The sequence below is a fragment of the Streptomyces endocoffeicus genome (genome assembly GCF_016741935.1).
Taxonomy (GTDB): Bacteria; Actinomycetota; Actinomycetes; order Streptomycetales; family Streptomycetaceae; genus Streptomyces; species Streptomyces endocoffeicus.
This window is the reverse complement of sequence record NZ_JAERRG010000016.1, coordinates 131,628-153,364: the sequence shown is the minus strand read 5'-3', so window position 1 is coordinate 153,364 and position 21,737 is coordinate 131,628. Positions and strand designations below refer to the sequence as shown.

22 protein-coding genes are annotated in these 21,737 nt (G+C 72.4%); 13 read left to right on the top strand and 9 right to left on the bottom strand.

The genetic code is table 11. The features are described 5' to 3' along the window. Positions 1-4: 4 nt before the first annotated feature. Positions 5-1,372: an MFS transporter gene (locus tag JK364_RS33135; RefSeq protein WP_201855047.1), complete on the bottom strand. Its 1,368-nt coding sequence runs from the start codon at positions 1,370-1,372 to the stop codon at positions 5-7. A gap of 230 nt (positions 1,373-1,602) precedes the next feature. Here JK364_RS33135 and JK364_RS33130 point away from each other — a divergent pair, with 230 nt between their 5' ends. The 9 genes from JK364_RS33130 (at position 1,603) to JK364_RS33090 (ending at position 6,213) form a co-directional block, all read left to right on the top strand. Then, positions 1,603-2,361, top strand: coding sequence for a FadR/GntR family transcriptional regulator (locus tag JK364_RS33130; RefSeq protein WP_201855046.1), 759 nt, complete (start codon positions 1,603-1,605; stop codon positions 2,359-2,361). A 137-nt stretch (positions 2,362-2,498) separates the two neighbouring features. Continuing rightward, positions 2,499-2,810: a gas vesicle protein GvpO gene (locus JK364_RS33125; protein WP_063745093.1), complete on the top strand. Its 312-nt coding sequence runs from the start codon at positions 2,499-2,501 to the stop codon at positions 2,808-2,810. A 37-nt stretch (positions 2,811-2,847) separates the two neighbouring features. Next, positions 2,848-3,381 carry a gas vesicle protein GvpJ gene (gvpJ, locus tag JK364_RS33120; protein WP_201855045.1) on the top strand — a complete coding sequence of 178 codons (534 nt, stop codon included), beginning with the start codon at positions 2,848-2,850 and terminating at the stop codon, positions 3,379-3,381. A 3-nt stretch (positions 3,382-3,384) separates the two neighbouring features. Next, entirely contained in the window at positions 3,385-4,137 is a 753-nt protein-coding gene (locus tag JK364_RS33115; protein WP_201855044.1) for a GvpL/GvpF family gas vesicle protein, read from the top strand. 1 nt (position 4,138) lies between these two features. Next, on the top strand, positions 4,139-4,399 hold the full coding sequence (locus tag JK364_RS33110) for a gas vesicle protein GvpG (protein ID WP_201855043.1): 261 nt from the start codon (positions 4,139-4,141) through the stop codon (positions 4,397-4,399). After that, positions 4,396-4,794, top strand: coding sequence for a gas vesicle protein (locus tag JK364_RS33105; RefSeq protein WP_201855042.1), 399 nt, complete (start codon positions 4,396-4,398; stop codon positions 4,792-4,794). The genes JK364_RS33110 and JK364_RS33105 overlap by 4 nt, the downstream gene beginning before the upstream one ends. Next, positions 4,791-5,627 carry a GvpL/GvpF family gas vesicle protein gene (locus JK364_RS33100; protein ID WP_201855041.1) on the top strand — a complete coding sequence of 279 codons (837 nt, stop codon included), beginning with the start codon at positions 4,791-4,793 and terminating at the stop codon, positions 5,625-5,627. Before JK364_RS33105 ends, JK364_RS33100 begins: the two co-directional genes overlap by 4 nt. Beyond that, positions 5,624-5,920 carry a gas vesicle protein gene (locus JK364_RS58165; RefSeq protein WP_201855040.1) on the top strand — a complete coding sequence of 99 codons (297 nt, stop codon included), beginning with the start codon at positions 5,624-5,626 and terminating at the stop codon, positions 5,918-5,920. The genes JK364_RS33100 and JK364_RS58165 overlap by 4 nt, the downstream gene beginning before the upstream one ends. Beyond that, positions 5,917-6,213, top strand: a complete 297-nt coding sequence (locus JK364_RS33090; RefSeq protein WP_201855039.1) for a gas vesicle protein K — start codon at positions 5,917-5,919, stop codon at positions 6,211-6,213. The genes JK364_RS58165 and JK364_RS33090 overlap by 4 nt, the downstream gene beginning before the upstream one ends. A gap of 13 nt (positions 6,214-6,226) precedes the next feature. On the opposite strand, the gene JK364_RS33085 is transcribed toward JK364_RS33090, so the two are convergent. After that, positions 6,227-6,688, bottom strand: coding sequence for a MarR family winged helix-turn-helix transcriptional regulator (locus JK364_RS33085; RefSeq protein ID WP_201855038.1), 462 nt, complete (start codon positions 6,686-6,688; stop codon positions 6,227-6,229). A 99-nt stretch (positions 6,689-6,787) separates the two neighbouring features. On the opposite strand from JK364_RS33085, the gene JK364_RS33080 reads away from it, so the two are divergent. Both JK364_RS33080 and JK364_RS33075 read left to right on the top strand, forming a co-directional pair. After that, positions 6,788-7,159 (top strand): VOC family protein, encoded by a 372-nt coding sequence (locus JK364_RS33080; RefSeq protein WP_201855037.1) that lies wholly within the window; start codon positions 6,788-6,790, stop codon positions 7,157-7,159. A 2-nt stretch (positions 7,160-7,161) separates the two neighbouring features. After that, on the top strand, positions 7,162-8,088 hold the full coding sequence (locus JK364_RS33075; RefSeq protein ID WP_201855036.1) for a DNA-3-methyladenine glycosylase family protein: 927 nt from the start codon (positions 7,162-7,164) through the stop codon (positions 8,086-8,088). 63 nt (positions 8,089-8,151) lie between these two features. Here the strand turns inward: JK364_RS33075 and JK364_RS33070 are convergent, their stop codons facing one another. The 4 genes from JK364_RS33070 to JK364_RS33055 form a co-directional block, all read right to left on the bottom strand. Beyond that, on the bottom strand, positions 8,152-8,550 hold the full coding sequence (locus JK364_RS33070; RefSeq protein WP_201855035.1) for a VOC family protein: 399 nt from the start codon (positions 8,548-8,550) through the stop codon (positions 8,152-8,154). A 72-nt stretch (positions 8,551-8,622) separates the two neighbouring features. After that, positions 8,623-9,609 (bottom strand): aldo/keto reductase, encoded by a 987-nt coding sequence (locus JK364_RS33065; protein WP_201855034.1) that lies wholly within the window; start codon positions 9,607-9,609, stop codon positions 8,623-8,625. A gap of 560 nt (positions 9,610-10,169) precedes the next feature. Continuing rightward, entirely contained in the window at positions 10,170-12,740 is a 2,571-nt protein-coding gene (locus JK364_RS33060) for an ABC transporter permease (RefSeq protein ID WP_201855033.1), read from the bottom strand. Next, positions 12,737-13,525: an ABC transporter ATP-binding protein gene (locus tag JK364_RS33055; RefSeq protein WP_182471651.1), complete on the bottom strand. Its 789-nt coding sequence runs from the start codon at positions 13,523-13,525 to the stop codon at positions 12,737-12,739. Before JK364_RS33055 ends, JK364_RS33060 begins: the two co-directional genes overlap by 4 nt. Before the next feature lie 470 nt (positions 13,526-13,995). Here JK364_RS33055 and JK364_RS33050 point away from each other — a divergent pair, with 470 nt between their 5' ends. Continuing rightward, positions 13,996-15,564: an MFS transporter gene (locus JK364_RS33050; protein ID WP_269146332.1), complete on the top strand. Its 1,569-nt coding sequence runs from the start codon at positions 13,996-13,998 to the stop codon at positions 15,562-15,564. Between the two features lie 90 nt (positions 15,565-15,654). Here the strand turns inward: JK364_RS33050 and JK364_RS33045 are convergent, their stop codons facing one another. The 3 genes from JK364_RS33045 to JK364_RS33035 form a co-directional block, all read right to left on the bottom strand. Next, positions 15,655-16,575 carry a coiled-coil domain-containing protein gene (locus tag JK364_RS33045; protein ID WP_201855031.1) on the bottom strand — a complete coding sequence of 307 codons (921 nt, stop codon included), beginning with the start codon at positions 16,573-16,575 and terminating at the stop codon, positions 15,655-15,657. A gap of 265 nt (positions 16,576-16,840) precedes the next feature. Further along, positions 16,841-20,023 (bottom strand): SUKH-4 family immunity protein, encoded by a 3,183-nt coding sequence (locus JK364_RS33040; RefSeq protein ID WP_201855030.1) that lies wholly within the window; start codon positions 20,021-20,023, stop codon positions 16,841-16,843. 5 nt (positions 20,024-20,028) lie between these two features. Further along, positions 20,029-21,006, bottom strand: a complete 978-nt coding sequence (locus JK364_RS33035) for an HNH endonuclease (RefSeq protein WP_201855029.1) — start codon at positions 21,004-21,006, stop codon at positions 20,029-20,031. 195 nt (positions 21,007-21,201) lie between these two features. Between JK364_RS33035 and JK364_RS33030 the strand changes: the two genes are divergently transcribed. Continuing rightward, a complete protein-coding gene (locus JK364_RS33030) occupies positions 21,202-21,723 on the top strand; it encodes a YwqJ-related putative deaminase (RefSeq protein ID WP_201855028.1) in 522 nt (173 codons plus the stop codon). Positions 21,724-21,737 lie beyond the last annotated feature (14 nt).

The following is a 21,737-nucleotide window of genomic DNA, read 5'->3' as shown; positions in this document are numbered from 1 at the left end:
GAGGTCAGTGCCCGGCGGTGATCAGCTCCTGTTCGGGGGCGGGGGCCGTGGGTCCGCGGCGGGTGGCCAGCAGGACCATCAGCACGGCGGACAGCACCATGAAGCCGCCGACGAGGAAGAACGGCAGGTAGTAGGAGCCGCTGAGGTCCCGCAGCCAGCCGGTGATGTAGCTCGCGGCGAAGCCCGCGACGTTCCCGGCCGTATTGATCAGGGCGATACCGGCGGCCGCGGCGCCTCCGGTGAGGAACCGGGAGGGCAGCGACCAGAAGGCGGGCAGCGCCGCGAAGATCGAGCAGGCGGTGACGGTGATCACGGCGACGGTCGCGGTCGGCGAGCCCATGGACAGGGCCAGCGGAATGCTCACGCCGCCGACCACCGCGGGCCCGGCCACATGCCAGGCGCGCACCCCGTGCCGGGTGGCGTGCCGGGACCAGAAGAAGAGGACGATCGCGGCGGGCAGATAGGGGATGGCGGTGATCAGCCCCTTGTCCATCACACTGAAGTGGGTCCCGTACTGGTCCTCGAAGCCGCTGATGATGGTGGGCAGGAAGAACGCCAGGGCGTACAGGCCGTAGATGAAGCCGAAGTAGATGAGGGCGAGGACCCATACCCGGCCGCTGGCGAACGCCGCCCTCAGCCCCTCGCGCCCGCCGTGGCCGGCCGTCTTCTCGGTGTTCTCCCGCGCCAGCGCGCCGGTCAGCCAGCTCTTCTCCTCGCCGGTGAGCCACTTGGCGTCGGCCGGGCGGTCGATCAGGTAGAACCAGGCGATGACGCCGAGCAGGATCGCCGGCACCGAGACGCCCAGGAACATGAAGCGCCAGCCGTCGAGGCCGAGGAACGAGCCGTGCTGGTTGATCAGCAGTCCGGCCAGCGGCGCCCCGATCACCGTGGTGAGCGGCTGGGCCAGGTAGAACAGCGCGAGGATCCGGGTGCGGTGGCGGGCCGGCACCCACTGGCTGAGGAAGAGGATCGCGCCGGGGAAGAACCCGGCCTCGGCGACCCCCAGCAGGAAGCGCAGGGCATACAGCTGCTCGGTGGAGTTCACCCAGGTGAAAAGCAGAGAAACGATTCCCCAGGTGACCATGATCCGGGCCAGCCAGCGGCGGGCGCCGAACCGGTGCAGCGCCATGTTGCTGGGCACTTCCAGCAGGATGTAGCCGATGAAGAAGACGCCCGAGGCGAGCCCGAACTGAGCGGCGCTGAGGCCGAGGTCCTCGCCCATGCCGTTGGGCTCGGCGAAGGAGACCGCGGTCCGGTCGAGGAAGTTCACGAAGAACATCAGGGCGACGAACGGGACGAGTCGGATCGCGATCTTCCTGATCGCCGATCTTTCGACGTCCGTCGTGACCGGGGTGACAACAGGGGTGCCCATGGCGGCTCCTCACTGGGCGGGACGGCGTTGTCCGGTGGAGTGAGCCTCACGCTAGCCACCCATCTAAAATTGGTCACCAATTAACCAAAGTGATGAGCGTCGCTTTTATCGCAGGCCAATGGCCTCTTGACAGAACGCCGCCGGGCGCTTAGCCCGTAGGCGGGGATTTCCGCTCCGGCCACTGGTGATGTACTGGTGGGTCCAGCCCAGACCGCTAGGGGGAACGCCACGTGAGCGCTGAGTCCGACCAGCCGAACTTCACCGCCTTGCTGCGCCCCGTCGTCCGGGAGTCGTCGGTGAGCGAGGTGGCCAAGCGGCTGCTCGACCACCTCTCCGAAGGCCATCTGCGGCCCGGCACCCGGCTCCCCGCGGAGCGCCAGCTCGCCGAGGCGCTGAACGTGGCCCGGTCCAGCGTCCGGGGCGCGCTGTCCGCCCTCGACGTCCTCGGCATCATCGAGATCCGTCCCGGCTCCGGGTCCTACGTCCGGGCCGGCACCTCGGAGTTCCTGCCCCGCGCCATCAACTGGGGCCTGATGCTGGGCCAGCGCCGCACCCATGACCTGGTCGAGGTGCGCACCTTCATGGAGGGCATGTCCGCCCGCCTCGCCGCCGAGCGCGCCGAACCCGCGGACATGGACCGCCTCGAGGCCCATCTGGAGCACATGCGCGAGGCGGGCAGCGACGTCACGGCGTTCATCGACGCCGACATCGCCTTCCACCTGGAGACGGCGGCCATCGCCCGCAACTCCGTGCTCAGCGACATCCTGCACAGCATCCGCTCGCTCCTCCAGGTCTGGATGGAGCGCGCGGGGGACATCGAGGGCACCGTGGCCGGCACCCTCAAGGAACACGCCGCGATCCTCCAGGCCATCCGCGACCACGACCCGGAGGCCGCCGAGCGGGCCATGGCGGAGCATATGCACTGCGCGAGCGAACGCCTGTGGTCCTCGCTGAGCCCGCGGGAGAAGGACGAGGCAGAGGGGGCCTGAGCGCTCCCGGCGGTAGCCGCCCGGCGGTCCCGCATCCGGCCCAGCACGGCAGACCGCCGTCTGGCCCGTCATCACAGGCGGCCGTCTGGCCCATCACGGCGGGCGGCCGCACACGCCCTGTGATCACACTGATGCACATGGCAGAGCGAGACCCGCGCCCATCGCCCACCAGGACGAGTACCCGGCCCCGAGCCCCCAAGCCGGCCGAGGCCGCCCGGCACGCGTGCGAACAGCTCGCCTCACTGATCGTCCATGAGCCCGAGGGCGTCAGCGGCGTGGCCCGCCACGAGGACGGCTGGCTCGTCAGCGTGGACGTCCTCGAGGTCGCCCGGATCCCCGACACCACCAGCCTGCTGGCCACGTACGAGGTGCGCATCGACGAGCGGGGCGAGCTCCAGGAATACCGGAGGGTCCGCCGCTACCGGCGCGGCGCGGCCGACGACTGCTGAGACGACGCGGAGACGACTGCCGAAAGGACGCCCCGAGATGCCCACTGGGACTTACACGGAAGAGGTCGTCCGCATCCAGCGGACCGGCACCCTCTACGACTGCCTGGAACTCATCCTCGACCGGGGCATGGTGATCGACGTCTTCATCCGGGTCTCCCTCGTCGGCATCGAGATCCTGAAGATCGACGCCCGGATCGTGGTCGCCAGCGTGGACACGTACCTCCGCTTCGCCGAAGCGTGCAATCGCGTGGACCTCGAATTCGACCGCAGCAAGACCGTTCCGGAACTCCTGGGCGGGATGGCGGGCGGCGGCGGGAGTCCGGCCGGGCGAATGGCCACGGGCCTCGGCAAGAAGAAGGCCAAGAAGGCGGTGGCGGGCGTGGGCGAGAAGGTCAAGCGGGCCGTCGGGGCCGGTGAGGGGGACGGAGAAGGGGAGCAGGGGGAGCGGGAGGAGCGGGAGGAGCGGGAGAGCCGCCCCCGGCGGCGCACCGCCCCCACCCGCCGCCGTTCCGCGTCCGCCTCCGGGTCTTCCGATCCTTCCGAGCCCTCCGAGCTTTCCGAGGAGGACTGATCCATGACCGCGCCCGCACCCGCGCCCGCGCCCGCACCTCAGAGCGTGTACGTCTACGGAGTCGTCCGCGCCTCCCACGCGGTACCGCCCGGCCGCACCGGAGTGGGCGAGCGGCCCGCCCCGGTCCGTACCGTACGGGCCGGAGCGCTGGCCGCGGTGATCAGCGACGCTCCCGCCCGGCTGCGCGCCAAGCGCCGCGACCTCCTCGCCCACCAGGACCTCGCCCTGACGCTGGGGCGGGACGGGCCGGTGCTGCCGATGCGCTTCGGGATGGTCGCCCCCGACGAGGAGTCGGTGCGGCGGCAGCTGCTGTGCACTCAGAACGACTGCCTGGCCGCGCTCGAACGCGTCGACGGGCGCGTCGAGATGAACCTCAAGGCGCTGCCCACCGAGGCCGACCTGGGCGCGCTGGTACGGGAGGACCCCGAGGTGAGCCGGTTGCGCACCGCCACGCGCCGGGCCCCGGGGTACGAGGCCAGTGTGCGGCTCGGCGAGGCCGTGGCGCGCGGGCTGAAGCGCAGGGCCGTGGCCGCCGCGGCCACGGTGCTCGCGGAGCTCTCGGCCGTGGCGGACGCCACGGTGCACGGCCCGGAGGTCGAGGGGTGCGTACTCAACGCCTCGTTCCTGCTGGACCGGCGCGAGCAGCGGCGGTTCGAGGGCGCCGTGGAACGCCTCGCGACCGCCCACCGCGACCGGGCCGAACTGCGGCTCACCGGCCCGCTGCCCTGTTACAGCTTCACGGAAGGCCGGGTCTGACATGGGCGTACTGAGCCAGGTCGTCCTCTTCCCGCTGGCGCCGGTGCGCGGGGTGGTGTGGATCGCGGAGCGCGTGCGGGACATGGCGGAGGAGGAGATGTGCCATCCGTCGGTGCTGCGCGCCCGGCTCGCCGCGCTGAACGAGGCCCTGGAGTCGGGGGCGATCGGCCCGGAGGAGTTCGACCGGGAGGAGGACCGGCTGCTGGATCTGCTGGAGCGCTCGGGCGGCCGGGCAGGAAGGGCGAGGGTGCGGATGCCATGACCGAACGCGACCTGGGCCACCCCGCTTCCGTGACCGCCCACCCCGCTTCCCACCCCCCTTCCGTGACCACCGAGCGGCACCCCTCCGACCTCGCCGAGATCCTGGAGCGGGTCCTGGACAAGGGCATCGTGATCGCCGGGGACATCAAGATCGACCTGCTGGACATCGAACTGCTCACCATCCGGCTGCGGTTGTTCATCTCCTCCGTGGACACCGCCCGCAGGGCCGGAATCGACTGGTGGGAAACCGATCCCGCGCTCTCGTCGCGCGCCGCGCGGGACAGCCTCGCCCAGGAGAACGCGGAACTGCGGACGCGACTTCACGCCCTGGAGTCACGGATCGGCTCGGAGGAGCCGAGCGCGGTCGGCGCGACCGAGGAGCGGACCCCCCGATGACCCCGCCCGAAACCCTCACCCTCGTCTACGCCTTCGCGGTCTGCCGAGGCGGCGGCCTCACCGCCCCGGCGGAACCGTTGGCGGAACTCCCCGGGTTCGGCACCGGCGCCCCCGTCCGTACGCTCGCGGCGGGCCCGCTCACCGCCGTGGTCCAGGACGTGCCCGCGGCCGGGTATGACGAGGAGGCGTTGCGGCGGCGGCTGTCCGACGGCGCCGAGCTGGAGCGCTGCGCCCGCGCCCACCACGCGGTGATCACGGCGGCGTCGGCGCTGGCCCCGACCGTTCCGCTGCCCCTGGCCACGGTCTATCTCGACGACGGCCGGGTCCAAGAGGCCCTGGGCGAACGGGAGACGTCCTTCCTGACCGCCCTGGACCGGATCGCGGGCCGGGTCGAATGGGGCGTCAAGGTCTACGCCCCCACGGGACCGCCGCCCGCCCCGGAAGCGGCCCCGGCGGAGGGCCCCGGCCCGGGCGGGAGCGGCCGCGCGTATCTGGACCGCGTCCGCACCCGGCAGCGCGGCCGCGAACAGCGCCACACCCTGGCGCTGCGGGCCGCGGAGCGGGTGGACGCCGTCGTCCGGGGCCTCGCCGTGGCCGCGCGCCGACTGCGCCCGCACGGCGTCGAGGTGACGGGGAAGCACCGCATCCATGTGCTGAACGCGGCCTACCTTCTCGACCTGGGCCGGGAGCGCGAACTGCGCGCCGCGCTCGCGTCGTTGCGCCGCGACGAGACGGACGTGCAGATCGAACTCTCCGGACCGTGGGCGCCCTATTCGTTCGCCGACGGAGGCATCGCCAACGCAGGCATCGCCAACGGCGGGGCGACCCCATGACGGCCCCCACCCGGGAGACCACCCCGGCGAAAGCGCTGTGGGAAGCGGCCCCCGCCGCCACCACCCGCGCGGAAGCCCCCGAGTGGGGAACCACTCCCGCCGAGGCGCTGGGCCCGCTCGGCGTCCCGCTCGTGGACCTCCTCGACCGGGTGCTCGCCACCGGCGTCGTCATCAGCGGCGACCTGGTCATCGCGATCGCCGAGGTCCCCCTCGTCCGCCTCTCCCTGCACGCCTTCCTCTCCTCGGTGAACGAACGGGTCCGGGCCCCATGGACCGACAGCGGCCCGCTATGAGCGCGCCGATCCCCTCCGGCCCCTCCCGCGTGGACATCGACCGCGACTCGGTCGGCCGTGATCTGGTGGCCCTGGTGCTGACGGTCGTGGAACTCCTCCGTCAGCTGATGGAGCGCCAGGCCATCCGCCGTATCGACGCGGGCGGCCTCACCGAGGACCAGATCGAGCGCATCGGCACCACGCTGATGCTGCTCGACCAGCGCATGACGGAGCTGTGCGACCAGCACGGCCTGACCCCGGAAGACCTCAACCTGGACCTCGGCCCCCTGGGCACCCTGCTCCCCCGCGACTGAGACAGGGGGCAGGTCAGCCGCCGAGGGCTTCCGCCATGCGGTCGAGGTCGGCGAGGAGGGCGGCCAGACGCCGCTGCGGAAGGGCGTCGACCATCGTCCCTTCGATGGCGTAGACGGCGGACCGGGCGGCGTCGAGCCGTTCACGGCCGTGCTCGGTGAGGTGGGCGGGGAGCGCGCGGCCGTGGTCGGTGGTGGCGGGCCGGGAGATCAGGTCCGCGTCCTGGAGGCCGCGGAGGACGACGTTCATGGACTGCCGGGTGACGAACGTGGAGCGGGCGAGCTCGGCGTTGGACAGGCCGGGCCGCTGGTCGAGGTGTTCGAGGCAGGCGTACTGCGGCACCGTCAGCCCGTGCTCGCGCAGCGCCTTGTCCATGGCGCCGCGCAGCGCCGCGGCGGCGCGTTTGAGGCGGTAGCCCACATGCTCGGTGACGTCGTCGGCGGGGTGCGGCGGGGCCACGGGCGTCCGGTCTTCCATGTCAGGATTTTGACATAGGAGAGGGCCGTGCGTACAGTCCAGTGATGTCAAAGTCCTGACATCGACATCACTGGCTCGACCGACAACCGGGGAGAACCCATGCCCGCCACCATCGAAGGCCCCGACTTCATCGCCCTCCAGGTACGCGATGTCGAGGCGGCGGCCGCCTTCTGCGAAACCCATCTCGGCCTGCGGCGCGCACCGGCCTCGCCGCCCGGCGCGGTGGTGTTCACCACCGCGCCGATCCCGTTCGCCGTCCGCGAGCCGCTGCCGGGCGTGGACCTCGACGCCGCCGCACGGCCCGGTCTCGGCGTGGCCCTGTGGTTCCGCACCCCGGACGCCCAGGCGCTGCACGACCAGCTCACCGCCGCCGGGGTGGCCATCCTCAGCCCGCCCCAGGACAGCCCCTTCGGCCGCACGTTCACCTTCGTCGGCCCGGAGGGCTACGCCCTCACGGCGCACGGAGGCTGACCGTGACCGCCGTCGCCCTCACCCCCTCCGGCCCGTTCTCGCTCGCGGCGAGCGTGCGCTTCCTGGAGGGCTTCACCCCGGCGAGCTACCAGGGCGCGGCGGACGACGTGCTCCGCCTGGCCTTCCCCGCCGACGACGGCCACTCGACAGTGGCCGTCGCGGTGCGGCAGGAGGAGACGGCGGAGGGAGAGGCGGGCCGGGTCCGGGCCGAGTTCACCGCGTACCCCGACACGTCCGGCGGGGCTGACGGGGCCGTCCGGGCCCAGCTGGCCCGCGTCCTCTCCCTCGACGTCGACGGAAGCGGCTTCCCCGGCCTCGCCGCCGCCGACCCCGTGGTGGCCGGGCTCATGGCGGACTATCCGGGCCTTCGGCCGGTGTGCTTCCACTCGCCCTACGAAGCCGCCGCATGGGCGATCATCGGCCACCGCATCCGCAGGACCCAGGCCGCCGCCATCAAGGCCCGCCTCGCCGAGCGGTACGGACAGCGCGTCCGGATCGAGGGCCGGACCCGGTACGCCTTCCCCACCCCACCGGCCCTGCGCGCGATCACCCGCGACCCCGGCCTGACCGAGGTGAAGATCGAGCGGCTGCACGCACTGGCCGAAGCGGCCGACGCCGGTGAACTCGACGCCGCACGGCTGCGCTCGATGCCGGTGGACCACGCCCTCGCCGCGCTGCGCGACCTCCCCGGCATCGGCCCGTTCTCCGCCGAACTCATCCTCATCCGGGGCGCCGGGCACCCCGATGTCTTCCCGCGCCATGAACCGCGGGTGCACGCGGCCATGGCCGACGCGTACGGCCTCGACGAGACCGCCTCGGGCGACATCCGCCGGCTGGCCGGTATCGCCGACCGCTGGCGGCCCTACCGCAGCTGGGTCGCGGTGCTGCTCCGCGTCCGCGCCGCGCACATCGGCGGCCGTACGCCGTGACCACACCGAAGAGCCGGTCCGCCCCCCGTCCGCGGACCGGCTCTTCACCGGTGGCCGCCAGGGTCAGCCGTTCTCGACGACCATCACCGCGTTGCCGTCCGCGTCCCGGAAGCTGAACATCGGCGGCACCGGGGCGCCCCAGCGCTGCACCTCCGGGTCGGTGTCGACGCCGCGCTCGCGCAGCGCCGCGTGGTCGGCGTCGATGTCCTCGGAGGTGAGGATGACGCCGGTGTCGTAGCCCGGCCCCTGCCCGCCCTCGCGCGGCAGAACCAGCGCGATCCCGGTCGGGGCACCCGCCGGGGCCACCTCTATCCAGCGGTGGCCGTCGCCGAAGGGGATGTCGGCACGCTTCTCGAAGCCGAGCGTGCCCACGTAGAACTCCAGCGCCCGGTCCTGATCGGCAACGGTGACGGCGACCCGGCCCACCTCGGTGAAACGGGCGCCTTTCGCGGTCTCGGTCATGGTGATCTCCCTTGGGGTGATGCGTTCACCTCCAAAGACCCCGGGCCACCCCGAAACTCATCGGTCCCCGGATCAGCGATTGACGAAGGTGAGGCTCTTCTCGTCGTAGCGGGTGCCGGCGATCCGGTCGGCCGGGGCGGCGGCGTCGATCGCGGACAGCTCCTCGGGGGACAGCTGGAGGGTGGCGGCGGTCAGGTTCTCCTCCAGGTACGTCTGGCGCCGGGTGCCCGGGATGGGGACCACGTCGTCGCCGCGGTGCTGCACCCAGGCGAGGGCGAGCCGGCCCGCGGTGACGCCCTTCGCGGCGGCCAGTTCGTTCAGCTTCTCCACGATGGCCAGGTTCTTCTCGAGGTTGCCGTCGGCGAACCGGGGCTGGGTACGGCGTACGTCGCCCTCCGGCAGGCCGTCGGTCGAGGTGTAGCGGCCGGTGAGGAAGCCGCGGCCGAGCGGGGAGAAGGGGACGAGGCCGATGCCGAGCTCGCGGCAGACCGGGACGATCTCGTGCTCCAGGTCCCGGGTCCACAGCGACCATTCGCTCTGCAGGGCCGCGATGGGGTGCACCGCGTGGGCGCGGCGGATGGTCTCCGCGCCCGCCTCGGACAGCCCGAGGTGGCGCACCTTGCCCGCCCGGACCAGCTCGGCCATCGCGCCGACGGTCTCCTCGATGGGGACGTCGGGGTCGACCCGGTGCTGGTAGTAGAGGTCGATGTGATCGACGCCGAGCCGCCGCAGCGAGGCGTCGCACGCCTGGCGGACGTACGCGGCGTCCCCCCGGATCGCGGTCGGCTCCCCGAGCTGGTTGGCGAAGCCGAACTTGGTGGCCAGCACCGCCTGCTCCCGCCGCCCGGCCAGGGCCCGGCCGAGCAGCTCCTCGTTGTGCCCGCCCCCGTAGAAGTCGGAGGTGTCCAGCAGCGTGACACCGAGGTCGAGGGCGCGGTGGAGGGTGGCGATCGACTGGGCGTCGTCCGAGGCGCCGTAGCCGTGGCTCATCCCCATGCAGCCCAGCCCCTGGGCCGCGACGGTCAGTGCGCCCAGGTGACGGACGGGCAGTTCGGACATCGGGTACCTCCCTCGTGGTCGTGACGATCACGCTAGGAGTTGGAGCGCACTCGAAGTCAAACGACCGGACCAGAGCCGGAATACGCCGGTACCTCCTCATCCGAACCGCGCGGTAACAGTTCTAGTGAACTCCTCGCGTTCGTCCGGCTAGCTTTCTCGTTGAGGTGGAAAGTCCACCGGATCGGAGTGTACGGACATGCGCTCTCGTCGCCTTGCGTTAGCCGCGGCAACCACCCTCGGAGCCCTCGCCCTCACGCTGGGAATCGGCGGAACGGCCCAGGCCGATGGCCGCCCTCCGCTCACCAGGGCCGAATGTTGGGCCTCTGGAGGCATAGTCATCCCGATCAATGTCGTCGGGGACATCTGTCAGTGGACCAACCCCGACGGCACAAGGGACACCGCGCAGATCACCGACCCGTGGGGCATCAACTGACCTGAGTGCCTGTCGCCAGACATGACCGGCCCGGTGCGCTCCCCCGTCGCGCACCGGGCCGGTCGGCCGACCTGCTGCCCATCCCCCCATGGAGGGGCAGCGGGCCTCATTTCCCCCGTTGGCTTCGCTATTCCGTGGCGATCGCGTTCAGGACGTTCATCCGCGCCGCCCGGAAGGCCGGGACCAGGGCCGCGATCAGGCCCACGACGGCGGAGCCGATGAAGACCGTGATGATCGTCGGCCACGGGATCTCCAGGGTCTTCAGACCCTCGAGCGCCAGCAGCTTCTGGGCCGTGGTGCCCCAGCCCATGCCGAGCCCGAGGCCCAGCAGGGCGCCGAAGAGGGCGATGACCACGGACTCCAGGCGGATCATGCGGCGCATCTGGCGGCGGGAGAGGCCGATGGCGCGCATCAGGCCGATCTCGCGGGTCCGCTCGACGACCGAGAGGGCCAGGGTGTTCACCACGCCGAGGACGGCGACGATGATCGCGAGTGCCAGCAGGCCGTAGACCAGGTTGAGCAGCTGACCGACCTGGTCCTTGACCTCCTTCTTGTAGTCGGTCTGGTCACGCACCTTCACCGACGGGTAGTGGTGCAGCTGGGACTTGAGGGAGTCGTACGCCTGCTTCTCCTGGCCGTCCTTGGCCTGCGCCAGCATCATGACGTCCGCCGGGATCAGCTTGGCGGGCACATACGTCTCGACGGTGGCGATGTTGAGGTACAGCGCGCCCTTGTCGAGGCTGACGTCGTCCGAGGTGATCGCGGCGACGGTCAGCTTGGCGGTGCGGCCCTCCTTGAAGGCGACGGTGAGGGTGTCGCCCTTCTTCACCTTGTGGTCCTTGGCGAAGCCCTCCGGCACCGACATGGCGTCCTTGCCGTACGCGGCGGACAGGTCGCCCTCGACGACCGGGGTGCGCAGGTCGTCGGCGTACGTCGGGCTGGCGGCCGAGAGGTCCTTGGTGACCGTCTTGCCGTCGGGCAGGGTGAGCTTGGTGCCCTCGATGTCCTTGGCCTCGCTGATGTGCTTCAGGCCCTTGGCCTGGCGCACCGAGTCCGCGATCCCCTTGGTGATCGGCTGGCCGGTGTCGGACTGGATGATGAAGTCCGCGCCCACCGACTTGTCCAGCTCGTCGGTGGCCGAGGCGACCATCGAGGAGCCCACCACCGACAGACAGGCGACCAGCGCCAGGCCGATCATCAGGGCCGCGCCGGTGGCGCCGGTGCGCCGCGGGTTGCGCAGCGCGTTGCGCTCGGCCAGCCGGCCGACCGGGCCGAAGATCCGCAGGACGACGGTGGCCAGTACCCGGACCACCAGACCGGCCAGCAGCGGGCCGATGACGATGAAGCCGATGAGCGTCAGCACCACGCCGAGGCCCAGGAACATCGAGCCGTCGACCGCCTTGTCCGCGTTCCCCGCGACCACCAGGGCGGCCGCGCCGCCCGCGGTGAGCAGGGTGCCGATCGCGCCGCGGATCCATCCGGACTTGGCGTCCGCCGGGGTGCCCGCGTCGCGCAGGGCCGCCATCGGGGAGATCTTCCCGGCCCGGCGGGCGGGGATGTACGCCGCGATGACGGTGACGACGACGCCGATACCGATGCCGACGATGGGCGTGGTGGGCTTCACGGTCAGCTGGTCGGTGCTCAGATGGAGCCCCGCGCTGCCCATGATCTTCATCAGGCCGACCGCGAGGCCGACGCCGCCGAGGACACCGAGGATCGAGCCGATGACGCCGAGCAGCAGCGCCTCGATCAGCACCGACCGGTTGATCTGCTTCCGGCTGGAGCCGATGGCCCGCATCAGGCCGATCTCACGGGTGCGCTGGGCGACCAGCATCGAGAAGGTGTTGACGATCAGGAAGATGCCGACCAGGACGGCGATCCCGGCGAAGCCGAGCATCGCGTACTTCATGACGTCCAGGAACGAGCCGATGTCGTCCTCGGCCTCCTTGCTGGACTCGGCCTTCGTCTGCACCTTGACGCCGGTGCCGAGGTCCGCGACGACGTTCTTCTTCAGCTGGTCGTGGCTGACGCCCGCCTGGGCGGTGAGCGCGTAGCTGGAGTAGACCCCGGGAGCGCCGAGCAGCTTGCGCTGCGCGGTGTCGGTGTCCATGAAGATCAGCGTGGCGCCGGGGTTGGTCACCTGGAAGGTGGCGATGCCGACGATCTTCGCGCGGAACTCGCCCGGGATGGCGATGATCCGCACCTCGTCGCCCAGCTTCAGCTTCTTGTTCTTGGCGGTGTCGGCGTCGACCATCACCTCGGTCGGGCCGCGCGGGGCGTGGCCGGAGGTGATCTTGACCGAGCGCTGCTCGGTCGGGTCCCAGTTGGTGCCGATGGTCGGGGCGCCGGTGTCCGCGCCGATGCTGTTGTCGTCGCGGTCGGCGGCGGTGATCGACTGGCTGGTGACGTCGCCCAGCACCGACTTGACGCCGTCCACCTGCTTCAGCCGCGCCAGCTCCGAACCGGGCAGGGTGCGGATCCGGCCCTGCCGGGTGTCCTTGTCGCTGACGCCCTTGGGGCTGACCGTGACATCGGAGGCCGTGCTCGCGAAGAGCTTGTCGAACGTGGCGTTGGTGGTGTCGGTGAAGACGAGCGTGCCGCAGACGAACGCCACCGAAAGCAGCACGGCGATCGCGGACAGCGCCATCCGCCCCTTGTGGGCGACGAAGTTGCGCAGTGAGGTCTTGAGGACGGTCATGACACCCGTCCTCGCGCGTCGAAGTGCTTCATGCGCTCCAGGACCAGATCGGCCGTCGGGTTGTACATCTCGTCGACGATCCGGCCGTCGGCCAGGTACAGCACCCGGTTGGCGTAGGAGGCGGCGACCGGGTCATGGGTGACCATCACGATGGTCTGGCCCAACTCGTCCACCGACCGCTTGAGGAAGCCCAGCACCTCGGCACCGGCCCGCGAGTCCAGGTTTCCGGTCGGCTCGTCACCGAAGATGATCTCGGGGCGGGCGGCGAGGGCGCGGGCCACGGCGACGCGCTGCTGCTGACCGCCGGAGAGCTGGTTCGGACGGTGCTTGAGCCGGCCGGACAGACCCACGGTCTCCACCACCCGGTCCATCCAGGCCCGGTCGGGCTTGCGGCCCGCGATGTCCATCGGCAGCGTGATGTTCTCGATCGCGCTGAGCGTGGGCAGCAGGTTGAACGCCTGGAAGATGAAGCCGATCCGGTCCCGGCGCAGCTTGGTGAGCTTCTTGTCCTTCAGCTTGGTGATCTCGGTCTCGTCGATGAAGATCTGCCCGGAGCTGACGGTGTCCAGACCGGCCAGGCAGTGCATCAGGGTCGACTTGCCGGAGCCGGACGGGCCCATGATCGCGGTGTACTGCCCCCGCGCGATGTCCACGTCCACATGGTCCAGCGCGACCACCCGGGTCTCCCCGGAGCCGTACGCCTTGACGACCTGACGTGCTCGGGCGGCGACGGCCGTATGTCCTCCGCTGCCCCCGGTCCTGGGAATCGATACAGCCGTTGTCACGGTCTTTCTCCTTCGATGTCCGATCGGCGATCTCTGTTCCCCGATCGCCGCAATAAGACTGCCGCGATCCGGGAACCTCCGCGATGGGGAATGACTCCCTCTTAGCGGTAGGGCTAGCCCCACCCCCTCGGTCGCGCAGCCCGTAGCAACCTTATGAAGTGGGGACGACAGGCTCCTCATCCGCCCGGACGAACCGGGAGTAGGAGTACAGGGTGGGCATCCCCTAGGGGAGTGAGTCCTGGGTCTGACCCCGGACTCGGGGTCGATGCTGCACCCTCCCGCCACGTCAGGCTCAACCCGGGCCGTCTGGACAGCCCGGATGCGTTCTTCCGCGAGCCTGCTCCGGCATGGAATCGTGGGTCGTACAAGAATCGTGCGCACGCGAGTCCGTCGTACGAACATCAGGGATACGTGCCGGCGCGTACCGGCGGAGGGAGCTCGCCACCGTGGGCGGCACCGCACGACGGCCGATGGACGCGGACCCCAGGCCCCCCGCATCCCAGCTCCACTCCGAGACCCCCACCCCCAGCCACCGCCGCCCCGTCGTCGCCGCCCTGATGCTCGGCATGTCGCTGGCCGCGCTGGACTCGACCATCATCTCCACCGCCGTCCCGCAGATCGTCGGCGACCTCGGCGGCTTCTCCGTCTTCTCCTGGCTCTTCTCCGGCTATCTGCTCGCCGTCACCGTCTCCCTGCCGCTGTACGGAAAGCTCTCCGACACCTTCGGCCGCAAGCCCGTCCTGCTCGCGGGCGTCGTGCTCTTCGTCATCGGCTCGCTGCTGTGCGCCGGGGCCTGGAACATGGCCTCCCTCATCGCCTTCCGGGTCGTCCAGGGGCTGGGCGGCGGGGCGCTCCAGGGCACCATCCAGGTCGTCGCCGCCGACCTCTACCCGCTCAAGGAGCGCCCGAAGATCCAGGCCAGGCTCTCCTCGGTGTGGGCGCTCTCCTCCGTGGCGGGTCCCGCGCTCGGCGGAATGCTCGCCGGATACGCCGACTGGCGGTGGATCTTCCTGATCAATCTGCCGGTCGGCGCCCTGGCGTTCATCCTGATCGCCCGCCATCTGACCGAACCGCGGCGGCACCGGGCGAGCCGCCCCCGGGTCGACTGGGCCGGGGCGCTCGGCGTGTTCCTCAGCGGCGGGCTGCTGCTGACCGCCCTCGTCCAGGGCGGAGTGGCCTGGGGCTGGCTGTCCGCGCCCTCGCTCACCATGCTCGGCGGCGCCGCGGTGTGCGTCGCGGCCACGGTATGGATCGAACGGCACGCCGCCGAACCGATCATCCCCGGCTGGGTCTGGCACCGCCGCACCATCTCGGCGGTCAACATCGCCTTCGCCGCGCTCGGTCTGCTGATGATCGCCCCGACCGTCTTCCTGCCCACTTACGCCCAGTCGGTGCTGGGGCTCGGACCGATACCGGCCGGGTTCGTGCTGTCCACGATGACGCTGAGCTGGCCGATCGCGGCCGCGCTCAGCAGCCGCGTCTACAACCGCGTCGGCTTCCGGCGCTGCGCCATCACCGGGATGACGGCCGCCACGCTGGTCCTGGCCGCCTTCCCGCTCCTCCCCTACCCGGGCGCCGCCTGGCAGCCCGCGCTGATCATGCTGCTGCTCGGGGGCGCGCTCGGACTCTTCCAGCTGCCGCTGATCATCGGGGTGCAGTCGTCCGTCGGATGGGCCGAGCGCGGCACCGCCACCGCCTCGATCCTCTTCTGCCGCCAGGTCGGCCAGAGCGTCGGGGCGGCCCTCTTCGGCGCCGTGGCCAACGCGACGCTGGCCTCCCGGCTCACCGAGGCGCCCGACGCCATCCGGCCGGGGCTGCCCGACGACCTGGACTCGGTCTCACGCGCCCTGGAGCACCCCGGCACCCTCACCGACCAGGCGGCCGACTATCTGCGACGGGCCGTGGACACGGCCGTCGACCACGTCTACCTGGGCTCGGCCACGGCGGCGCTGCTGGCGCTGCTGGCCCTGGTGTTCCTCGCCCCGCGCCGCTTTCCGGTCCGTACGGAGGCGGAGGCTGAGGCGGACGCGGAAGCCTGAACGGCGGGCGGATGCGGCCGCGGCCCGCGGGTACATGGGCCATCGGTGCCAGCCAGTTGACGGCCGGCTTCTCGGTGCCCGCCGGTGGGGTCAGGACTCGTGGTGCGGGGCCGCCGCCGCGTCCTCCGCCACCGACTTGCCGGTCAGCGCCGCCAGGCTGCCGCGCACATGCTCCAGATGCGCCTTGAGCTCCTCGCGCCGCTCCACATGCTCGCGCAGCGTCCGCTCCGTCTCCCGCGCCAGCCGCTCCTCCCGGGCCCGCGCCTGGGCGATGATCTCCGCCGCCTGCGCCTGCGCGTCCTCCTGCCGCAGCCGCGCGGCCTGCTCGGCCATCCCGTACTCCCGCTTGGCGTCGGCGAGCCCCGCCTGGGCGTACTCCTCCAGCTGGGCCAGCCGGGCCGTCATCGCGTTGTCCCGCTCGGCCAGTTCGCGGCCCGCCGCGTCCCACCGCTCGGCGTGCTCCCGCTCCTGCTCGGCCAGGATCCCGGCGGTGCGCTGCCGCATCTCCTTCAGCTCCGCCAGCGCCTGGGCCCGCCACTCCTTGGCGTCCTGGCGCGAGACGGCCCGCAGCTCGTCCACATCCACCTGGGCCGACTCCAAGGTGGCACGCGCCGCCGCCTCGGCGGCCTCGCGGACCAGCTCGGCCTCGTCGCGGGCGGCGTCCCGCACCGTACGGGCCACGGCCTGCGCGGCCTCCCACTCCTCCTGCGCCGTCGCCTCGGCCGCCGCCCGCAGACAGTCGACCTCCTCCTCGGCCGCCATCAGGATCAGCTGGGCCCGGTCGCCGAGGGACTCATAGGTCTGGGGGGCCAGTTGGGAGATCACCTCGCGCAGCCGCTCCGCCTCGGCGGTCAGCTCATTGGCCAGCACGGTGAGGCGCGCGGCGCGCTCCCACGCCGCGTCCCGCGCTTCGGACAGGCCGGCCACATAGTGGTCGACCTGCGCGGGACGGTAGCCACGGCCCCGTCCGCCGACGATGGTGAAGCCATGACGTGACACCGATGCGCCCATCCTTGGAACCCCTTTTGTCCGGTATGCAACGCGCTTCGGCGCACATCTTTATAGATGGCCTCTCATCCCCATAACGCGACACTCCGCCCATATCCGCGGCCCGGAGCGCCGCCGGTGACAACAACGACGAGGCGCCCGCCCCCGTCACGGGGGTCGGGCGCCTCGATCGCCATTCGTTCTTCGGTCGCGCGGTTCGTCCGGCGGCGCGCGGTCAGGGCCGCGCGGGCGGGCTCACAACGGCCGCGCGGGCGGGCTCACAACGGGCTTACAGCAGGCCGTCCCACATCTGCTCCAGCAGCACCGCCCACCAGTTGTCCGGCGCGGACAGCGCCGCCGGGTCCAGACCCGCGAGCTGCGCCTGGAAGTCCACGGTCCAACGGCCCGCCTGGTCCGGCGTCAGCCCGTACCGCAGCCGCCACATCCGGCCCAGCAGCGCCATGCACCGCACGAACTCCGGCAGCCCGGTGTTCACGAACTGCGGCGGGGTCGGCTGGGGCGTCGCCTCCAGCGGCACCGCCACGATGTTCGCCGTGCCGTACTGCACGCACAGCTGACGGCCGAAGTCATTGCCCATGACCAGGTACGAACCCGCGTCCGGCGCGGACTGCACCCCGCGCTCCGCCGCCAGCTCCGCCAGCGTCGGCACCGGGCGGCCCGCCTGGGCCTGCGCCCAGAAGAACGGACCGAAGTCCAGCGGCAGCCCCGCCCACACCAGCGTCTGCGCCACCACCTCCGGAACGCCCATCCGCGACACCGCGCGCTGGTCGAAGCGGACGATGCCCTGCGGCCCGAACGCCTGGCCCAGCTCATGCGCCAGCCCCTCCGGCGGCACCGGCGGGATTGGCTGCACCTGGCTGGGGTGCGGCAGCGGCACCCGGTTCGGCGCCGGACGGGCCGGTCCGTCCGCCACCTGGTGCAGCTCGCCCTGGTGCTCCAGCAGATGACGTACGCCCTGCTGCCGGGTGGCGTGATCGCGTCCGTACGGAGCGGTGTGGCTGATCCGCACCTGCGGCCAGCTCTCCCGGATCATCCGGGCGCAGTAGCCGCCGGGCAGATCGCAGGACTCCAGCTCGGTGTGGAGCTCCAGCACCTGCTGCGGCGGGACGTTCATCGCCCGCAGCTCATGCAGGATCTGCCACTCCGGATGCGGGGTCCCGGGCGCCGAACGGCGGATCAGCTGCTGCTCCGAGCCGTCCTGGGCGCGGTAGCGCAGCACCGCCATATAGCCCGGGCCCACGGTCGGCTGACCGGGGGGCGGCGGCGGATACGCATAGCCGGGCTGCGGCGCCATCCCCGGCGCGGGCGTGCCCGGAGGCGGCGCCATCCCCTGAGCGGGAGCACCGGCGGGCGGAGGCATACCGGGGGCACCCGGCGCGCCAGGGGCACCGGGTCCGCCCGGGTACGGCGGCCCGGCCGCGCCCGGCGGGGGCGGCGGCGTGTGCGGACCACCCGCACCGGGGACACCGGGTGGGCCGGGCGGCCGCGGGCCGGACGGGGCACCCTGGCCCGGAGCACCCGGAGCACCGGGAGCACCGGGCGGATGCGGGGTGCCGGGGGGCGGGGTCTGACCGGCGAGCATCGTCGCGGCGGCGTGCACCCCGCCACCGGGCGTACCCGGAGCACCAGGCGGAGGCGGCGTCGGCCCACCACCCTGCCCACCAGGAGCACCGGGGGCGCCATGGGCGCCAGGCGCGCCGGGAGGACCGGGCGGCCCAGGAGGTCCGGGGGGACCGGGCGGGCCGGGCGGCCGCGGGGTGCCCGGGGGCGGGGTCTGACCGGCGAGCATCGTCGCGGCGGCGTGCACCCCGCCACCGGGCGTACCCGGAGCACCAGGCGGAGGCGGCGTCGGCCCACCACCCTGCCCACCAGGAGCACCAGGAGCACCAGGAGCACTCGGCGCACCCGGCGCGCCGGGAGGCTGCGGGGCGCCGCCGAGGCTGTCGGAGCCGAGCTGCGAGACCAGCTGCGTCGGTACGTACCCCCCGGCCGGAGCGCCGGGGGCACCGGGCCCGGACGGCGCGGGCGGCGGAGGCGTGGAGTCCGCCCCCGGCCGGGCGCCAGGCGCACCAGGCGCACCCGGCGTCCCCGGAGCACCGGGCGGCGGAGGCGTGGGACCGCCGCCCGCCTTACGGGTGGCGGCGTCCGCGATGTCACTCGCGTTGGGATTGGCACCCGGACCGGCGCCGGGGCCGCCCTGCTGCCCCGGGAAGTCGAGGGACGGGGCGATGGCCGTTGACGGCAGCGCGCTGCCGCCGGACATCAACTCGGTCTTGGCGTCCGGCCGTATGCCCGGCGGCGGGGTGTCCTCGTCGTCGGAGCCCGCGAGCGGCGGGGCGAAGACCGTGGCGGGCGGGGCGACCGAGCGGTCGTCGTCATCGTCGCCCTTGATGTCCGTACCGGCCCACGGCGTAGCGCCGGACGCGGCCGCGTTGTCGGCCTGGCCCCCGGAGGAGGGCGTACCGGCGCCCGGCGTGGGCGGGGCCCACGGACCGGCCCCACCGGGCGGGGGCGGCTGCGGCGCGTTCCGCCAGCCCTCACCGCCGGACGGGGCACCGGGCGCGGCAGGGGCACCCGGCGCGGGCGGGCCGTCCTGCGGCCGGTCGCCCGCGAGCGGCCGCGCGACACCGTCGGACGGCCAGTCGTCCGCGGCCCCTCCCCGGTCCCGGGGCGCACCCGGAACAGGCCCACCATGAGCAGGCGCACCCGGAACGGGCACGGGCGGAACGGGCGGCGCGCCCGGCGCGCTGTGCGGCGCGTCCGGCCCGGCGCTCCGCGCCCCGCCGTCCGACGGCCAGTCGTCCCTGCCCGGGGCCCGGTGTCCCGGCGACCCGGGCACCGGCCCACCGGCCGGCGGCCAGTTGTCCTCCGGCGGCAAAGGAGGTGAAGCGGCACCAGCGGCCGAAGAAGCAGGCGGAGCAGGAGGCCCGGAAGGACCCGAAACCGAAGCGGAACCAGAACCGGAACCAGAAGCGGAACCAGCGGACGCGGCGGCGGCATCCGGCGCGCCCCCGCCCGACTCCGCCCCCGACCGCTGCCCGGGAAGGTCCAGCCGCCCCTCGGACCGGCTGCTCATCGCGTCCGCCGCCTCCTGCAGCCACTCCGGCGGAGTGAGCAGGAAGGACGTCGCGTTCAGGTCGATGCGCTGCTGTCGTCCGGTGGTGGACTCGTCGCGGGAGCCGTCGGTCGTGCCGTACCGCTCCTCGTAACGGCGGATCACCTCGCCCACCGGCAGCCCCGGCCACAGCGTGGTCTCGCCGCTGTCGCGGGCGATCACCATCCGCGTGCCCTCGGCCCCGTGGCCCGAGACCGGTCCGTCCGGACGGTCCTCGGCCCAGACCACGAAGCCCAGGTCGAACTCCCGGACCCGCGCCTCGCGCTGCTGATAGGCCGGCACATCGCCGTTGATCCAGAGTTCCGCGCGTTCCTGCGCCTGTGCGAAGGTCACCATCGCGCTCACCCCTCCACCGGGACGGCGTACGCGAATCCACCGTCCACCATCAGGTTCGCCACGGTCTCCAGCTCCGGCGGATTGCCCGCCAGCCGGAGCAGGAAGGCGTCGAAGTCGTCGCCGCACGGCAGCAACAGCCGCTCCACCCGCTCCTGGACCGTCCAGCCGTCACGGTCCCGCGCGTCGTCATACGCACAGAACCACACCGAGCCGATCGCGTCACCCTTCACCTTGACCGCGATCACCCCGCCCTGGACGAAGCCGACGCCCAGATAGTCCTTGGTGAAGTGGTCCCGCAGACACTTGTTGATATAGACGAGGTCATTGACCGCCGCCTCGTCGCGCACCGTGAAGAAGGGCTGGTCGATCAGCAGCCCCAGCTCCGGGTCGAGCGCCGTGCCGACCGGCGCGCAGCCGCCCGCCGCCTTGAGGAAGGCGCGGTAGGCGTCGGGCAGCCGGTAGCCGAGGTCCTCCTCGACGCCGAGCACCTGCTCCTCGGTGACGGAGATGCCCCGCAGCGGCAGGCCCACATGCATCGGCCGGGTCTCCTGCAGCGGGCGGGTGCCCCGCTTCTCCTGGTCGACCTGCGCCGTGGCGAGCCCTCCGTGGTGCCGCAGCAGCGCCTTGACCTCGACCGGGATCAGCTCCATGCGCCGGGTGCCGACGACGTGGTGCCAGGTCCAGCCGTGCGGGGTGGCCACCGCCGACGCCTCGTTCCACAGCTCGTGGCCGGCGGCGTGCAGCGCCGCGTTCGCCGAGACGTAGTCCGTCAGCCGGAGCTCGTCGACGCCGAACCCCTCCGGGGGCTCGGCGATTTCGGCGGCCGCGCGCGCATACGGCGAGAAGTCCGGAAAGCCGCTTTCGTCCACGCGGACACCCTTGGGGTGGCGAGCGGCCCGGACCGGATCCGGGAAGTGCACGACCTGCCCGGCGTAGGCCGTGTTCGGTGGCGCGGCATGCTGACCGAGCCGACCTGTCGTCATGGCGGTTGCCCCCTGCTGATGCTGGCTACTGGGCACAGCCTATGCGGTGACGCAACCGGCCGAACCGGGCGGCCACCCGCCCCCGGGGCCCCTCGCTCCCCACCAGGTGGTTCAGGCCCGGACTACCGCAGCGCCCACCGGATTTGGCAATCTGATCATTGCAACCGGGGGATTGCACAGGGAGGGATCCACCACATGCACATCACGCAGAGCAACGGAGGCGGCGACGGCGCCACCGCCGCGGCCGGCGACCCCCGGCTGAGATGGAGCAGCGTCGACCCCGACGCCGGCCCACCGCCGCTCCACCACCGCCGCGACGGCATCCTGCCCGCCGTCGCGGCCGCGCTCTCCGTCCGCGGCGAGACGCTGACCTGCACCGGAGGCAAGGCCGACCAGCCGCCGACGCTCCATCCGCTGGTGCGGGAATTCCTCGACGCGCTCGCCAGCGGCCAGCGGGAACGATTCACCGGCCGCTGCCCCGAAGTGATCCTGCTCTCCCGCCATCTGGCGAGCGTCGAAGCCGGCCGATCCAAGCGCGCCTCCCGCAAACCGCTCACCCAGGGTGAGGCTCGCCGCTCCCTCAAACAGGCCAAACTCACCACTCGCCGGATCCGGGAGGCGGGCGACCCGCAGCACGGCAGCTACGCCCCGCCCTGTCTGTCCTGCGCCGCGCTGCTGGCCCATTTCGGCGTACGGGTGGTGGGTGAGAGCACGTGAACCAGGCACATCAA

Bases quoted from the DNA above. Each gene is read 5' to 3' on its own strand.
- JK364_RS33135 (WP_201855047.1), bottom strand. From the start codon at position 1,372: ATGGGCACCCCTGTTGTCACCCCGGTCACGACGGACGTCGAAAGATCG.
- JK364_RS33125 (WP_063745093.1), top strand. From the start codon at position 2,499: ATGGCAGAGCGAGACCCGCGCCCATCGCCCACCAGGACGAGTACCCGG.
- gvpJ (WP_201855045.1), top strand. From the start codon at position 2,848: ATGCCCACTGGGACTTACACGGAAGAGGTCGTCCGCATCCAGCGGACC.
- JK364_RS33115 (WP_201855044.1), top strand. From the start codon at position 3,385: ATGACCGCGCCCGCACCCGCGCCCGCGCCCGCACCTCAGAGCGTGTAC.
- JK364_RS33110 (WP_201855043.1), top strand. From the start codon at position 4,139: ATGGGCGTACTGAGCCAGGTCGTCCTCTTCCCGCTGGCGCCGGTGCGC.
- JK364_RS33105 (WP_201855042.1), top strand. From the start codon at position 4,396: ATGACCGAACGCGACCTGGGCCACCCCGCTTCCGTGACCGCCCACCCC.
- JK364_RS33100 (WP_201855041.1), top strand. From the start codon at position 4,791: ATGACCCCGCCCGAAACCCTCACCCTCGTCTACGCCTTCGCGGTCTGC.
- JK364_RS58165 (WP_201855040.1), top strand. From the start codon at position 5,624: ATGACGGCCCCCACCCGGGAGACCACCCCGGCGAAAGCGCTGTGGGAA.
- JK364_RS33090 (WP_201855039.1), top strand. From the start codon at position 5,917: ATGAGCGCGCCGATCCCCTCCGGCCCCTCCCGCGTGGACATCGACCGC.
- JK364_RS33085 (WP_201855038.1), bottom strand. From the start codon at position 6,688: ATGGAAGACCGGACGCCCGTGGCCCCGCCGCACCCCGCCGACGACGTC.
- JK364_RS33080 (WP_201855037.1), top strand. From the start codon at position 6,788: ATGCCCGCCACCATCGAAGGCCCCGACTTCATCGCCCTCCAGGTACGC.
- JK364_RS33070 (WP_201855035.1), bottom strand. From the start codon at position 8,550: ATGACCGAGACCGCGAAAGGCGCCCGTTTCACCGAGGTGGGCCGGGTC.
- JK364_RS33065 (WP_201855034.1), bottom strand. From the start codon at position 9,609: ATGTCCGAACTGCCCGTCCGTCACCTGGGCGCACTGACCGTCGCGGCC.
- JK364_RS33060 (WP_201855033.1), bottom strand. From the start codon at position 12,740: ATGACCGTCCTCAAGACCTCACTGCGCAACTTCGTCGCCCACAAGGGG.
- JK364_RS33050 (WP_269146332.1), top strand. From the start codon at position 13,996: ATGGACGCGGACCCCAGGCCCCCCGCATCCCAGCTCCACTCCGAGACC.
- JK364_RS33045 (WP_201855031.1), bottom strand. From the start codon at position 16,575: ATGGGCGCATCGGTGTCACGTCATGGCTTCACCATCGTCGGCGGACGG.
- JK364_RS33040 (WP_201855030.1), bottom strand. From the start codon at position 20,023: ATGGTGACCTTCGCACAGGCGCAGGAACGCGCGGAACTCTGGATCAAC.
- JK364_RS33035 (WP_201855029.1), bottom strand. From the start codon at position 21,006: ATGACGACAGGTCGGCTCGGTCAGCATGCCGCGCCACCGAACACGGCC.
- JK364_RS33030 (WP_201855028.1), top strand. From the start codon at position 21,202: ATGCACATCACGCAGAGCAACGGAGGCGGCGACGGCGCCACCGCCGCG.